We start from the raw sequence: 14,541 nt of genomic DNA, 5'->3' as shown, positions 1-14,541 counted from the left end.
CGCCTGCGGTCCCTGCGAGCCTCGCGGTGCCTGGCTTACGGACGACGATGCGCTTCATGACGTGCCTCTCCGATGGGTGTGACTATCCATTATTCGGACACCCAACCGGATATCAAGATTTATGGTGAATAAGTGGCGGTTTAACGAATAAGAAGCACCTGGCATTTGGGTGCGTCCCGCAGCCTATTGAGACCGAAACCAATGATCGACCGCCGCGACCCGCGCCTGTTCCGATTCCTCCATCAACGTGCACAGGCACCGCCCGACCAGCGTGACGGACTGGCAGCAGCCCGGCCCGGGCAGTTTCTTGGCGCGCACGATCGCGGTCGCCCGCTCGATCAGCCGCTCCAGGCTCGGCTCCCCGCCGCCCTTGAGCGCGTGGGCGTTCCACGGGCAAGCCTCGACGTCCTTGCACGCGCTCTTGGCGATGAACGGCGCCGGCCCCGGCTCGAACCGCAGCCGGTCCTCACGCTTGATCCGCAGGTCGGCCAGCACCAGCGCGGCACGGCGGGAGACCTCCAGCAGGTCGCGCCTGCCCGGCCGGCTCTCCTTTCCCCCGGCCGCCCGTTCGGGCAGGGCCAGCAGCATCGCCGCGGCCATCAGCCCGCCGCCCATCACCATGCTCCAGCCCACCTGCTCGTGGAACCAGATCACCGCGATGGCGGCCACCCAGAGGGGCTGCGAGGACATCATGATCGCGCTGGGCACGGCCGGCACGTGTTTCTGCCCGTACGAGCGGGCCAGGAACCCCAGCGCGCACGACACCACGGCCAGGTGCGCCAGGATCGCCCAGTCGGGCAGGCTGGACGGCAGCGTGATCCCGCCGCGCAGCGCGAAGCCCCCGGTGAGGATGCCGATCGTGAACAGCTGGATCGTGGTCAGCGCGTACGCGTGGAAGCGTTCGCCCTTCTTGGACAGCTCGGCGAGCATGAGCGTGTGGGCCGAGTAGAGCGCCGCGGCCGTGAGCGTGACGCCGAGCGCGAGCAGCGAGACCTCGTGGTCCTCGACCCCGCGCAGCAGCGTGAACACGGTCATCCCCGCCATGGCGAGCACCACCCCGGCCCACACCCGCCGCGGCGCCCGGCTCCTGAACATCACCAGGGCCAGGACCGGAGTGATCACCACGCTGCACCCGACGGCGAACCCCGACACCGCCGAGGGCAGGCTGTGCAGCGCCAGCGCCTGGGCGGTCTGCCCGACGCCGAACAGCAGCCCCAGCACGAGCCCGTTGACCCACGTCCGGCGCGACAGCCCCCGCAGCGAGCCCGGCCGGATGACGAGCAGCGTCACCGCGGCGATGAGATACCGCTCGGCGAGCAGATCCTCGACCGGTAACCGGAGAATGAGATCTTTCATCAGCGGGAACGCCGACCCCCAAGCGGCGCTGACGAACAACAGAAGCACGGCTCCCAGGAGGGGTCGGGGAGCGGGCATGCTTGCCATGGAGCAGAGCATGCCACTACTAAATGCATTCGCCGGAGCACGCGGCGAAGCCGGTGAGGTTACTGTTCCACTTGGAGTTAAGACCCTCACTCCAGGCCCGAAACATCCATACCGGCAGCGGCGAAAACAGCTCTTTCCTGCGGTTACTGCCCGGTACGGCCGAGCTCTCCACATTCGCACTGTGTACGGACGCGTGCGCGTACCGTGCGAACGGGCCGATGCCTCGCCCCGGAGATCGTCACTCTCTGCGATCATCGCGCGGCGGTGTGGTCACGCCTGAGCGTAGAGGTCGCAGGAACGCCGCGGGGGCGGAAAGGGGAAACAAGCCATGGCCCCAGGAGGGGATGGGGCGTGGCCGCCGGATCCGGAAGCGTCGGACCGCGGCGTCGTCGCCGGAGCTAGAGCTCCATGGCCGGCGTGCGCGCCAGCCGTTTCTCGCCGTAGATGACGACGAGGTCGCCCACCTGGCGGCGCGACAGCTCACGCCAGCCCTGACGGGCGTACAGCGCGAGGGCCGCGCCCTGGTTGAGCGTGGTGTCACCGCGCAGGCTGCTGAAGCCGAGCTCCAGGGCGCGGTCTTCGAGGGCCGAGAGCATGACGCCGCCGTAGCCGCGCCGCTGGAACTCGGGATGGACCCTGAGCCTGCACACCTCGGCGGTCTCCCGGTCGACGGGCTTCAGGCCGCCCATGGCGACCACCCGCGAGCCGGTCTCGCCCACGATGAAGTCACCGCCGCAGGCCAGGTAGATCTCCTGGATGCGAGGGAAGTCGTCGTCGTAGTAGACGCCGTCGCCGGGTTGGAGACCCACCTCGGCGAGGCAGATCCGGTGCAGCGCGAGGATGGTGTCGAGATCGGACCAGCGGTACCGCCGGATCTTCAACGTCATCCACCGCTCCCTTCCTTCTGGGCCAACTTCCGACGCCGCAGCTGGGCGCTGAATTCAGCCAGCATCTGATGTTTGTCGTCCTTCTTCATGATCTGCTGCTCCAACGCGAGCGCTGGGCGGATGATGAGGTCCGTAAGGTATTCATCCCCCAGATTGCGCAAGGCGTTCGTACCAATTTGTAGGGCTTCGTCGATGTCACCCTCCAGGAGGCGGCACTGGGCCTGGTCGAGCCTGATCAGGGTCTGGTCGAGGACGTGGTCCTCGTACTTGCCGAGCGCCTGGTCGAGCACCACCTCGGCCTCGATGGTCTGGCCGAGCTTGGTGAGCACGTCGCCCTGGTAGAAGTAGAGCTGCTTCTCGGTGTAGCCGAAGGCCATGTCCTCCTGCTCCTCGCTCTTCATGTGCGAGAAGGCGCTCCTGGCCCTGGCCAGCGCGCGCTTGGCCTGGTCGACGACCTCCTTCTTGCTGTCGGTGCCCGAGAGCATGGCCAGGGCCCGCGCCTCGACGACCGGCGCCATGGCCTGGGCCACGCACGGCGTGGCGCCCGCCAGGTCGCGGCTCTTCTTGGCCAGGTTGAGCGCCTCGCGGGCGTCGCCGTAGTAGAGGGGGACGAGCGACTCCCTGGCCGTGATCCAGGCCCGCAGCGCGCGGTCGCCGGTCTCGTCGGCGGCGATGCGGCCGGTGCGGAAGAACGACCGCGCCAGCCGGTGGTCGCCCAGGTTGATCATCACCATGCCGCTCAGGCCGGCCAGCTGCGCGGCCATGCGGCACAACCGGTCCTGGAGGTCGATCGGCTGACGCCTGGACAACGCCGTGCGGACCGCGCTCAGCTCCAGCAGCACGTCGCACAACAGCCGCAGCGGGGGCGTCGTGGTGTACTGGCGGCCGAAGGCCAGCGTCGCCTCCTCCCACTGGTCGAGCATGCCGCCCGACACGGTGGCCGAGACCAGCGTCTCGTCCATCCGCCGCCGGATGCCCTCGCACGCCCCCAGCACCGGCCCGTCGAACTGCTGCTTGAACGAGACGTCGGTGTCGAGCAGGTTTAACAACGTGCGCCGCAGGATGTTCTCGTCCTCCTGGGCGTCGGCCTCGACGGTCATCGGATGGATCACCAGGTCGCGCGGGAGCGACGCCGACCCCTGCAAGCGACCAGTGGGCTCGCTGAGCACGCCGGGCATCCGGTGGCCGTGGCCGCAGATGCAGGGCCCGTCGAAGCCGAGCTCGATGGGCTCGACCCGGTAGACCGAGCACAGGTAGTGGAGGTATTCGGGGCCCGGCCGCTTGAGCCCGCTCTCGTACGCCGACAGCAACGTCTCGCCGATGCCCGGCGGCGCCTTGGCGTCGCGCTCGAACAACGCGCGCACCTGCTCGATCACGTCCGCCAGCGCGATGCCGTAGGACAGGCGGTGCGCTTTGATGCGGGTCGTGCTGAACTGCGGCGAGCACGCCTCGTGGATCTCTTCAGCTATCTGGGCGGAGGTGCGCCCGGTGGCAAGGCCCTTGGCCCTGATCCGCCGGGCGATCTCCGTTTCCCTGTGCTGCCTGCCGGACATCCCGGCCCCTCTCCCGATGTCTCGACCCGTCAAGACTGGTGACTCAGCGTAGCCCTCAGGTAGCTCTTCGCCTAGAGATGACTATGAAGCAGTGAGGGCTGTTTGGAAACGTGCTCATCAAGCCTACGGTTAAGGATCGTCCTCCGAGGGACTGTTTCTTACAACCCATGAGGGAATAGCCACTCCCTGTGATCAGCAGAGTGGCGTTGCGTGTGCTGTTGACTTGAGCCATGTTTGGCCCACCAGCAACGATTCCCAAGGAGGACGAGAAGGTGACGGACGACAAGATCGGACATCTGCAGCGCCTCGTATCCGAGCTCGGCGCTCGCGGTCTGCTCGCACGAGTGGTCCAGACCCAGAGCGGCCGGCAGTTCGTACGCGTCATCAACCCGAAGGCGACGAGCCTGTCCGAGAACGTCACCTGCCGGCCGGCGAACGCCTCGGACCTTCCCGACTGGTGGTACTGCTGGTCCTGGGGCGAACCCATGCACACGGCCGACGACCCGGCCGGTGCCGCGACCAAGGTCGCACGCGTGCTCGCCGCGGTGGGAGAGTGACCACGCGGTGATCCGGGTGGAGCGCAGCCACCACGGGTCACCGTCCCCACGGCGGCCCCGCGGGGCCGGCGGGACGATCGGTGCGGAGGGCGTCCGGGTTGCCGGGCCCCCTGATCGTCCCGCCGGTTCCGGCCCCTTCGCGCGGGCGCACGCCCGTGCGCGCAGATCAGCCCGGCGGGTGCGCCCGCCGGGTGCCGGGGGATCATCTCCCCCCTTGGAACCGGAACGGGCCATGCTTCCGGGTGTGTGGCCCGTCCGAGCCGACCGTCATCGGAGCGTCCGGTCTCTCCCTCCGCGGCCCAGAGACCGGGCGACCCCGTCTTCCCCGGCGTGATGTGACGGCGGCCGGTTCGGTCAGCGGTATTTTTAGATCCAATTGGACTGATTTGCCGCTGACCGAACCGCTTCCTGAGGGGGAATCCACCCAGTGTTCCTGTTGGTGACACCAGGGCCATCGCCTACGCCCACGCCGGCGGAGTCGTCGCTCGTGCAGGACTTGGACAAAGTGAGCTCGCAGATGGCGCAAGCCTGTCAAGGTGACACGGTGATCTGTGGTCCCCTGGTCGACTGGCTGGGCAACGTGTCATGGGCGCCGTTGCTGGCCAGCTTGATCACCATCGTCCTGATCCTGGTGTTCGGGTTCGTCGTGCGGAACATCTCGCACCGGCTGATCACCAAGGTGGTGAACCGGGCGGCCACCGGCGGCTCGCTCACCAACAGGTTCCGCCGCAACGCGGCCACCGACGGCATCGACGCGCTGCTGCACGAACGCCGCAAGCAACGGGCCGAGACCATGGGGTCGGTGCTCAAGCACATCGCCTCCATCGTCGTCCTCGGCACCGCCATCCTCACCGTGCTCGACCGGCTGACGATCCCCATCGCCCCCCTGCTGACCAGCGTCGGCATCCTGGGCGTCGCGATCGGCTTCGGCGCGCAGGAGCTGGTGAAGGACTTCATCGCCGGCATGTTCATGCTGCTGGAGGACCAGTACGGCGTGGGCGACGTGATCGACGCGGGCGCCGCCGTCGGCACCGTCGAGGCGGTCACCCTGCGGGTCACCCGGCTGCGCGACGCCGACGGCCGCGTCTGGTACGTGCGCAACGGCACGATCACCCGCGTCGGCAACGAGTCGCAGGGCTGGTCGCGGGCCTACTTCGACGTCCCGGTGGCCTACGACGCCGACATCACCGCCGTGCGCGCGGCGCTGGAGATCGTGGCCGAGGAGATCTGGGCCGATCCCGAGTTCCGCGAGAGCGTGATCGTGGAGGAGCCCCAGGTGTACGGCGTGGAGCAGCTGTCCGACAGCGCGCTGGTGTTCCGCATCACCGCCAAGACGCTGCCCTCCCGCCAGGCCGAGGTCGCCCGGGAGATCCGGCTCAGGGTGAAGGCCGCCCTGGACTCCGCCGGAATCCCCATGGTCGCCATTGCATAAGGTGAGAACGTGACAGAGACCTCCTTCTACGACGCCGTAGGCGGCGAGGAGACCTTCCGCCGCCTCGTCCACCGTTTCTACGAAGGTGTCGCGGAAGACCCCCTGCTGCGGCCGCTCTACCCCGAGCCCGACCTGACGGGCGCCGAGGACCGGCTGCGCGGATTCCTGATCCAGTACTGGGGCGGCCCCAACACCTACAGCCAGGAGCGCGGCCATCCCCGGCTGCGCATGCGGCACGTGCCGTTCGTGATCGGGGAGGCCGAGCGCGACGCCTGGCTGCGGCACATGCGTGACGCGGTCGACTCGCTCGGCCTGCCCGACGATCAGGCGAGCAAGCTCTGGGACTATCTGGTCTATGCGGCCCACAGCTTGGTGAACTCGCCGACATAACGGGCATGACGCCCACATGGATATCCCCTGGTGGCGTGATGCCGTCGTCTACGAGATCTACGTTCGCAGCTTCGCCGACGCCTCCGGAGACGGCGTCGGCGACCTGGCCGGGGTGCGGGAGCGGATTCCGTACCTGAGGAGGCTGGGGGTCGACGCCATCTGGCTGACGCCGTTCTACCCCTCTCCGATGGCCGACGGCGGTTACGACGTGGCGGACTACCGCGGCGTCGACCCGCTGTTCGGCACGCTGGCCGACTTCGACGCGCTGGTGGCCGAGGCCCACGGGCACGGGCTGAAGGTGCTGGTGGACATCGTCCCCAACCACAGCTCCGCCCAGCACCCCTGGTTCCAGGCCGCGCTGCGGGGCGAGAAACGCGACCGGTACATCTTCCGCGACACGACCAACAACTGGCAGTCCACGTTCAGCGGCCCGGCCTGGACCCAGGTCCCCGACGGGCAGTGGTACCTGCACCTGTTCGCCCCCGAACAGCCCGACTTCAACTGGCGCAACCCCGAGGTGCACGCGGAGTTCCTCGACGTCCTGCGCTTCTGGCTGGACAAGGGCGTGGACGGGTTCCGCATCGACGTGGCGATGGGCCTGTACAAGGCCGAGGGGCTGCCCGACGTCGGCGACCAGTCGTTCACGTCGGTCTCGCCGGTCTGGGGGCAGCCGGAGGTGCACGGCGTCTACCGCGACTGGCGCAAGGTGCTGGACGCCTACCCCGGTGAGCGCATGGCCGTCGGCGAGGTCTGGACCGACAGCGCCGAGGACCTCGCCCTCTACGTACGCCCGGACGAGCTGCACCAGAGCTTCAACTTCGCCTGGCTGCAGGCGCCGTGGTCGCCGACCGCGTTCAAGAAGGTGATCGACGACACCCTGGCCTCGGTCCCGTACGCCACCTGGGTGCTGTCCAACCACGACGTCGTACGCCATCGCACCCGCTACGAGACCGCCGATCCCGGCACGGGCCTGGCGCGGGCCAGGGCGGCGCTGCTCACGATGCTGGCGCTGCCCGGCTCGGCCTACCTCTACCAGGGCGAGGAGCTGGGCCTGCCGGAGGTGACCGACCTGCCGGCCGAGGCCAGGCAGGACCCGGTGTTCTTCCAGTCGGAGGGCAAGCTGCCGGGCCGCGACGGTTGCCGGGTGCCGTTGCCGTGGTCGGCGGAGTCGCCCTCCTACGGGTTCTCGCCGCCCGGCGTGCGGCCCTGGCTGCCGCAGCCGGCCGCCTTCGCCGAGCTGACGGCCGAGAAGCAGGAGGGCGACGCGGACTCGACGCTGGAGTTCTACCGCCGGGCCCTGGCCTGCCGCCGCGAGCTGGCGGGTGTGATTCCTTACACCCTGGAGTGGCTGGACTCCCCCGAAGGAGCGCTTTTCTTCTCCCGGGGTCCGCTGATCTGCGCGATCAACTGCGGGATGGAGCCCGTACGGCTGCCGGCGCACGACGCGGTGCTGCTGTCCAGCGGCCCCGTCCCGGCCGGGACGCTGCCGCCGGACGCCGCCGTGTGGCTGCGCCGGGAGTCATGACCGAGAACCGGCCCGCTGCTCGCCGCGGACGGGGATGACGGGCAGCGACACCAGCGCGCAGGCCAGGCCGGCCGCGTACGCCGCCCAGTACCCCGTCCCGGTGATCAGCGCTCCGGCCAGCGGCGTCACGCCCAGGGCGACGACGTTCTGGACGGTGTTGTGGGTGCCGAGCACCTTGCCCGCCCAGGCGGGGCCGGCCAGCTCGCCCGCCCTCAGGTAGGCCAGCCCGTTGCCGGACACGGTGAGCACCGAGGCCGTGGCGAGCGCCACCGGGCCGAGCAGGCTGTCCGTCGCCGTGCCCACGACCAGCAGGGCGAGCACGGCCAGGCAGGCGCAGGTGAGCAGCAGCAGGGGACGCATCCGCAGGCCGACCCGGTCGGACCAGCGGCCGACGGCCACCCGGACCACGGCCCCGGCGACGGCCGACAGGCCGAAGAGCTGGCCGGCGGCCACGGCGTCCCAGCCGTACAGGCCGACCAGGCAGGTGACGCCGTACGTGCTGACCACGATCTGCGGCACCGCGTGCAGCCCGCTGGTCGCGTGCACCCGCCACAGCGCCGGCTGCCGGTACGGCGACCGCGCCGGCCCCGCGCTCCCCCCGGCGATCGAGTGCGGCGGCTCGGCCAGGAACAGCGCGGCCAGGACGGCGGCCAGCAGGCTCACGGCGGAGCAGACCAGCAGCACGCCGGGCAGCCCGTGCGCCCGCGCGACCGGCGGCAGCACGAACGCCGCGACGGCCATGCCGAGGGTGTAGGACACCTGGCGCAGGCCCATGGCGACCCCGCGCTCGGGCGGCTGGAACCAGCGCAGGACGATCCGGCCGCCGCCGACCATGGCCGCCGACCCGGCCGCGCCCGCCAGCGCGAGCAGCGCGATGACCGCCCAGGCGGGCCCGGCGAAGGCGACGGCGGCGAGCAGCACGGCCGCCAGGCTCACGCCGATGCCGAGCACCAGGCGCTCGCCGTGCCGGTCGGCCAGCGCGCCCCAGGCGACGAGCGCCACCAGAACACCGATTCCCGGGGCATTTCCAATGACTCCGGCCACTGCCAGCGGAACACCGAAATGTCGCTCAATTTCTGGCATGACGAGAGGCAGGCCGAACAGTCCTAAGGTGACGCTCGCATGGGCGTTGACCCCCAGTGCGAGCATCAGCCAGCGCTTCCTGCCCGGACCGGAGGGCGGCTGCGGTTCCAGGGCGGTCAGCCCTGGGCCGAGTAACGCTTGAGCAGGACGAGCTCGTCCTCGCTGAGCCGGCGCGGCGCGGCCCGCTCGACGTCGTAGGCCACGATCACCGAGGTGGCGGTCGCGTAGACCTCGTCGTCGTCGCGGATCTCGTAGGCCAGGGTGAAGCGGACCGGCCTGAGCTGGGTGACCCAGGTCTCGACCCTGACCGGCTCGGGGCGCAGGCCCAGCGGACGGCGGTAGTCGATCTCGTGGCGGGTGACCACGAGCCCTCCGAAGGGCGCCTCGCCAGCCCGGACCGGATCGATCGCGAACATGCCGAAGCGGGCGTCCTCCAGGTAGTCGAGGAAGCGCACGTTGTTCACATGCCCCTGGGAGTCGATGTCGGCGAATCTGACCATGCGGAGGAAGACGTGCCGGTGCGCCGGGGAGGGTTCTGCCACGTCCGCCACGGTACCCGTACCGTCCGGTCCGCTGGTCACCGGGCCTTGCGGCGGGCCAGGCAGGCCAGCACGGTCAGCACCGAGATCGCGGCCATGCAGGTGAGCGCCCAGCGGTAACCGGTCACGAGCAGGCCGACCGCGTCGCCGGAGAGCTGCGACAGCGTGCCGGCGAAGACGCGCCGGTGCAGCGCGGCGGGCAGCGGCGCGGTGATGATCGACAGCACCAGGCCGGTGCCGACCACGTTGCCGGTGTTCTGGAGCATGAGGCGCATGGCGTTGACGATGCCGAGGCGTTCGGAGGGCAGGCCGTCCAGGATGGCGGTGGTGTTGGAGGGCAGGAAGACCCCCGAGCCGAGCCCGATGAGCACGAGCCCGGCGGCCACCGCCGGGTACGGGGTGGTCGCCGACATCGTGCCGAGCAGCGCCAGCAGGCCGCAGGTCGTGGTGACGGCCCCGGCCACCGCGAGGGTGCGCGCGCTGGTCAGCCGCTGGAGGAAGCCCGACGTCACCGACGCGACCATGGCCGCCACCGCCAGCGGCAGCACCTTCAGCCCGGCCTGTACGGGATCGTCCCCTCGCACGGCCTGGAAGTAGAGCGCGACGAGGAAGACCATGCCCATCCGCGCGACGGCGTTGAGGAAGGAGGCGAGCGTGCCGAAGGCGAAGGCCCGGTCGTGGAACAGCCGCAGGTCCACCACGGGATGGGCGGCCCGCCGCTCCCTGGCCACGAACAGCGGTAACCCCACGGCGAACGCGGCGAGCCCGGCGGCCACCATCGGATGCCCCCACCCCAGCCTGCCGAACTCCGACAACGCCAGCAGCAGCCCGCCGAGCGTGACCAGCACGAGCACGCTGCCCGGCAGGTCGAGCCCGCGTTCGCGCCCGGCGGGTTCGACCCGCCGCAGCGTGAGCGCGCCCCACACCAGGCAGATCACCCCGATGGGCACGTTGAACCAGAACACCCAGCGCCAGCCCAGGTTCGAGGCGAGCACGCCGCCGAGCGTCGGGCCGATCAGCCCGGCGATGGAGAAGGAGGCCACGTAGACGCCCATGCCCTCGCCCAGCCGCTCGCGCGGGAAGGCGTCGCTGACCAGGGCGGCGCTGTTGGTGAGCAACATCGCGGCGCCGGCGGCCTGCACGACCCGCATGGCCACGATCACCCACGCGCCGGGAGCGAACCCGGCGAGCAGGGCGGCCCCGGTGTAGACGGCCAGCCCGATCAGGTACATCCTGCGCCTGCCGAACATGTCCGCCAACCGGCCGAACACCACCATGAGGACGGTCGTGGTCAACTGGAAGCCCAGCAGGATCCAGCCCGCGGCCGTGGCGTCGGCCCCGGTGTGCCGGGCGATCTCGGGCAGCGCGACGTTGATCGCGCTGCCGCCCAGCCCGGTCAGCACGCTGGCCAGGCTCACGACCGAGAGCGTGCGCCAGGCGTGGCCGACGGGAGCGGTGGTCGTCGTCACCAAGGGCCTGTCCTTTCTAGATTTTGATACTAGAATCCAGTTCAAGTCATCGGCCGGTCAAGGATCGAGGTGTCGGATGAGCGGGATCGTCGAAGGTCGCGTGGTGATCGTCACGGGTGCGGCCAGGGGCATCGGGCGTGGGCACGCCCTGGAGTTCGCCAGACAGGGCGCGAAGGTGGTGGTCAACGACCTGGGCGCGGAGGTGGACGGCACCGGCTCGTCCGGGGCCGCCGCCGAGGTGGTGGCCGAGATCGAGGCCATGGGCGGCCAGGCGATCGTCAACGGCGAGGACGTCTCCGACTTCGACGGCGCCGAGCGCCTGATCGGGGCGGCCGTCGAGCGTTTCGGCGACCTGCACGTGCTGGTCAACAACGCCGGGATCCTGCGCGACCGCATGCTGGTCAACATGACCGCCGACGAGTGGGACGCGGTGATCAGGGTGCACCTGCGCGGCACGTTCGCGCCCCTGCGGCACGCCGCCGCCTACTGGCGGTCCAGGGCCAAGTCCGGCGAGCGGGTCGACGCCCGGATCATCAACACGACGTCGTCCTCCGGCATCTACGGCAATCCGGGCCAGGGGAACTACGGCGCGGCCAAGGCGGGCATCGCCGGGCTGACCGTGATCGCCGCCAGGGAGCTGGAGCGCTACGGCGTGACGGTCAACGCCATCGCGCCCGCCGCGCTCACCCGCATGACGGAGAACCTGATCCCGGCCGGGGCGACCGGCGCCGACCCCGACGACATCGCGCCGCTGGTGGTCTGGCTGGCCAGCGCCGAGGCGCGCGGCGTCACCGGACGGGTGTTCAACGTGCGCGGCGGCATGATCAGCGTGGCCGAGGGCTGGCACGCCGGCCCCGGGGTGGACAAGGGCGGCCGCTGGGACCCGGCCGAACTGGGCGCGGTCATCCCCGCCCTGGTGGACAAGGCCGCCCCCAACGCCCTGACCAACGGCCGCGTCCCCGGGCGGGAGGACTGACATGCCGCTCGACCACTCGCTGATCGGCGTCGAGGGCCCGGCCCACGAGCGCTCCTGGACCGCCGAGGACACCATGCTGTACGCGCTCGGCGTCGGCTCGGGCCTCGACGAGCTGGAGTTCGCCACCGAGAAGGGGCAGCGGGTGCTGCCGACGTTCGCGGTGCTGGCGGCGCAGTCGCCGGGGCGGCGGCTGGGCGACTTCGACCCGGCCCTGCTGGTCCACGCCGAGCAGGGCTTCGAGCTGCACCGCGAGCTGCCGCCCGCGGGCGGCGTACGGACGACGTCGAAGGTGACCGGCATCTACGACAAGGGCTCGGGCGCGCTGGTGACCACCGAGGCCAGGGCCGTGGACCTGGAGACCGGCGAGCTGGTGATCGCCTCGCGCAGCTCGGTGTTCATCCGGGGAGAGGGCGGGTTCGGCGGCGACCGGGGGCCCCGCGACGAGTGGGCGGTTCCGGACCGGGCGCCCGACCACAAGGTGACCTACCCGACCCGGCCGGACCAGGCGCTGCTCTACCGGCTGTCCGGCGACCGCAACCCGCTGCACAGCGATCCGGAGTTCGCCGCCAGGGCCGGGTTCGACCGGCCGATCCTGCACGGGCTGTGCACGTACGGGGTGACCGGGCGGGCGTTGCTGCACACGCTCGCCAGGTCGGACCCGTCACGGTTCAGGGCGATGTCCGGCCGGTTCAGCAGCCCGGTGTTCCCCGGCGAACCGCTGACCGTCTCCATCTGGGCCGACGGCGACGACGTGCTGTTCCGCACCGCCAAGGACGACGGGACGGTGGTGATCGACCGCGGCCGGGCGACGATCAGTCGTCGCTGAGCCCCCTGAGGGGATCGAGGCGGTGGATGAGCTTCATCGCCGCCTCGATGATCTCCCTGGCCTCCTCCTCGGTGTCGGACGTGGCGACCTCGCGGGCGGCCTCGCCGATGATGCTGGTCAGCACCGCGACCGTGAACCGGTCGAGCGGGTCTCCCCCGGCGCCGAGCAGGACGGCGTTCTGCCGCACCCACTCGCGCCCGCGGGTGCGGCGGATCAGCTCGAAGCCGGGCGGGCCGTCGCCGTCGATGAAGAGCCTGACCAGGTCGCGCCGGTCCCAGGCGCCGTCGAGGTAGGCGCGGGCCCCGGCGATCAGCAGCTCGACGGGGTCGCTGACGCCCTCCTTCTTGGCCTTGGCGACGCTGGCGGCCGACGCCTGCTCGTGGGCCGCCTGGTGGTCCTCGTAGAGGGCGAGGAACAGCTCGGTCTTGCCGCCGAAGTGGTGGTAGAGGCTGCCGACGCTGGAGCCGGCGCGGGCCACGACCTCCGAGACGTTGGAGTCGGCGAAGCCGTGCTCGCTGAAGACCTCACGGGCCGCCTGCAACATGCTCTTGCGCGTCTGAGCCGTACGGCTCCACTCCCACGAGGACTTGCGTGCCATGCCAGGCATTCTATCCCGCCGAATTCTAGAATCTGATTCTTGACCAGTGCCGCGCGGGGGTTAGAATCGCGTACTAGAGAATGATTCTAGAAATTCAGGAGGCGGCCGTGGACTTCTCGCTCAGCCCGGAGGAACGGCAGATCCGCGACACCGTGCGTGCCTTCATCGAGAAAGAGATCATGCCGCTGGAGCCGGAGGTCCTGCGCAACGAGCGCGAAGGGCGTCCGGGGCTCGATCCCGAGGTCGTGCGCGACCTGCGCGCCAAGGCCAGGAAGTCGGGCTTCTGGGGCATCAACACCCCCGAGGAGTACGGCGGCGCCGCGCTCGGCCCGATCATGTCCGCGATCATCGCCATGGAGATGGGCCGCACGTTCGTGCCCTTCTCCTTCAGCGGCAGCGCCGACAACATCCTCTACGCCGGCACCGACGAGCAGAAGCAGCGCTACCTCGTCCCCACCATCGAGGGCGAACGGCGGTCCTGCTTCGCGATCACCGAGCCGGGCGCCGGCTCCGACGCCCGCAACATCCGCACCCGCGCCACCCGCGACGGCGCCGAGTGGGTGATCAACGGCGAGAAGACGTTCATCACCGGCGGCAGCGAGGCCGACTTCGTCATGGTGTTCGCGGTGGCCGAGGGCCACGGCGTGACGTGCTTCCTGGTCGACCGGGACATGGGCTGGACGTCCGAGCCCATCCCGACCATGGGCGAGTGGGGGCCGGCCGCGCTGGTGTTCCAGGACGTGCGGGTGCCCGAGGAGAACATCCTGGGCGAGCTCGGCAAGGGCTTCGAGCTTGCCATGCAGTGGATCGGGCAAGGACGGTACATGATCCCGGCCCGTGCCATCGGCTCCGCCGAGCGCATGCTCCAGATGGCCATCGACTACGCCAAGATCCGCAAGTCGATGGGCCGGACGATCTCGGAGTACCAGGCCATCCAGTGGATGATCGCCGACTCCCAGGTGGAGATCGAGGCGGCCAAGTGGCTCACCCTCCACGCGGCCTGGCAGGTGCAGCAGGGCATGGACGCCCGGCACGCCTCCTCCATCGCCAAGCTCAACGGCGCCGTGATGGCCAACCAGGTCGTGGACCGGGTGCTGCAGATCCACGGCGGCATGGGATACACCAAGGAGCTGCCGGTCGAGCGGTGGTACCGGGAGCTGCGCCTGCTGCGCATCTTCGAGGGCACCGACGAGATCCAGCGCCGCACGATCGCCCGCAACCTCATCAAGGGCCACGCCAGGCTCGGCCTGATCGGAGAGTAGT

Annotated in this window: 14 protein-coding genes; 7 read left to right on the top strand and 7 right to left on the bottom strand. The window is 70.2% G+C overall.

Annotation, left to right across the window (positions count from 1 at the left end; translation table 11 throughout):
• Positions 1–183: 183 nt before the first annotated feature.
• The 3 genes from ACFYUV_RS40945 to ACFYUV_RS40935 form a co-directional block, all read right to left on the bottom strand.
• The gene (locus ACFYUV_RS40945; protein WP_387679147.1) at positions 184–1,434 is read right to left on the bottom strand and encodes a DMT family transporter; all 1,251 of its coding nucleotides are present in this window, start codon (positions 1,432–1,434) and stop codon (positions 184–186) included.
• A 407-nt stretch (positions 1,435–1,841) separates the two neighbouring features.
• Entirely contained in the window at positions 1,842–2,330 is a 489-nt protein-coding gene (locus ACFYUV_RS40940) for a GNAT family N-acetyltransferase (RefSeq protein WP_358294741.1), read from the bottom strand.
• On the bottom strand, positions 2,327–3,883 hold the full coding sequence (locus tag ACFYUV_RS40935) for an XRE family transcriptional regulator (protein WP_387679002.1): 1,557 nt from the start codon (positions 3,881–3,883) through the stop codon (positions 2,327–2,329). The genes ACFYUV_RS40940 and ACFYUV_RS40935 overlap by 4 nt, the downstream gene beginning before the upstream one ends.
• A gap of 272 nt (positions 3,884–4,155) precedes the next feature.
• On the opposite strand from ACFYUV_RS40935, the gene ACFYUV_RS40930 reads away from it, so the two are divergent.
• From ACFYUV_RS40930 to ACFYUV_RS40915, 4 genes are all read left to right on the top strand, one after another.
• Entirely contained in the window at positions 4,156–4,440 is a 285-nt protein-coding gene (locus tag ACFYUV_RS40930; RefSeq protein ID WP_352360547.1) for a hypothetical protein, read from the top strand.
• Between the two features lie 544 nt (positions 4,441–4,984).
• Positions 4,985–5,872 carry a mechanosensitive ion channel family protein gene (locus ACFYUV_RS40925; RefSeq protein ID WP_387679000.1) on the top strand — a complete coding sequence of 296 codons (888 nt, stop codon included), beginning with the start codon at positions 4,985–4,987 and terminating at the stop codon, positions 5,870–5,872.
• A gap of 9 nt (positions 5,873–5,881) precedes the next feature.
• Positions 5,882–6,262, top strand: coding sequence for a globin (locus ACFYUV_RS40920; protein ID WP_387678998.1), 381 nt, complete (start codon positions 5,882–5,884; stop codon positions 6,260–6,262).
• Positions 6,263–6,278: 16 nt separating this feature from the next.
• The gene (locus ACFYUV_RS40915) at positions 6,279–7,787 is read left to right on the top strand and encodes an alpha-amylase family glycosyl hydrolase (protein ID WP_387678995.1); all 1,509 of its coding nucleotides are present in this window, start codon (positions 6,279–6,281) and stop codon (positions 7,785–7,787) included.
• Here ACFYUV_RS40915 and ACFYUV_RS40910 read toward each other — a convergent pair.
• The 3 genes from ACFYUV_RS40910 to ACFYUV_RS40900 form a co-directional block, all read right to left on the bottom strand.
• Complete coding sequence (locus ACFYUV_RS40910; RefSeq protein WP_364336305.1) at positions 7,782–8,936, bottom strand: MFS transporter; 1,155 nt, start codon at positions 8,934–8,936, stop codon at positions 7,782–7,784. The two genes, ACFYUV_RS40915 and ACFYUV_RS40910, sit on opposite strands and share 6 nt — an antisense overlap.
• A gap of 50 nt (positions 8,937–8,986) precedes the next feature.
• A complete protein-coding gene (locus tag ACFYUV_RS40905; RefSeq protein ID WP_352360768.1) occupies positions 8,987–9,370 on the bottom strand; it encodes a thioesterase family protein in 384 nt (127 codons plus the stop codon).
• A 77-nt stretch (positions 9,371–9,447) separates the two neighbouring features.
• Entirely contained in the window at positions 9,448–10,878 is a 1,431-nt protein-coding gene (locus ACFYUV_RS40900; RefSeq protein ID WP_387678992.1) for an MFS transporter, read from the bottom strand.
• Positions 10,879–10,954: 76 nt separating this feature from the next.
• On the opposite strand from ACFYUV_RS40900, the gene ACFYUV_RS40895 reads away from it, so the two are divergent.
• A complete protein-coding gene (locus ACFYUV_RS40895; protein ID WP_387678989.1) occupies positions 10,955–11,854 on the top strand; it encodes an SDR family oxidoreductase in 900 nt (299 codons plus the stop codon).
• 1 nt (position 11,855) lies between these two features.
• On the top strand, positions 11,856–12,680 hold the full coding sequence (locus tag ACFYUV_RS40890) for a MaoC/PaaZ C-terminal domain-containing protein (RefSeq protein WP_387678987.1): 825 nt from the start codon (positions 11,856–11,858) through the stop codon (positions 12,678–12,680).
• Here ACFYUV_RS40890 and ACFYUV_RS40885 read toward each other — a convergent pair.
• Positions 12,667–13,278 carry a TetR/AcrR family transcriptional regulator gene (locus ACFYUV_RS40885; RefSeq protein ID WP_352322431.1) on the bottom strand — a complete coding sequence of 204 codons (612 nt, stop codon included), beginning with the start codon at positions 13,276–13,278 and terminating at the stop codon, positions 12,667–12,669. The genes ACFYUV_RS40890 and ACFYUV_RS40885 overlap by 14 nt on opposite strands.
• Before the next feature lie 80 nt (positions 13,279–13,358).
• On the opposite strand from ACFYUV_RS40885, the gene ACFYUV_RS40880 reads away from it, so the two are divergent.
• The gene (locus ACFYUV_RS40880) at positions 13,359–14,540 is read left to right on the top strand and encodes an acyl-CoA dehydrogenase family protein (protein WP_387678985.1); all 1,182 of its coding nucleotides are present in this window, start codon (positions 13,359–13,361) and stop codon (positions 14,538–14,540) included.
• The last annotated feature ends 1 nt before the right edge of the window (position 14,541 follow it).

This window comes from Nonomuraea sp. NPDC003560, from assembly GCF_042878785.1.
GTDB lineage: Bacteria > Actinomycetota > Actinomycetes > Streptosporangiales > Streptosporangiaceae > Nonomuraea.
Note: the sequence above shows the minus strand (reverse complement) of the source record. Positions and strands in the feature narration are given on the sequence as shown.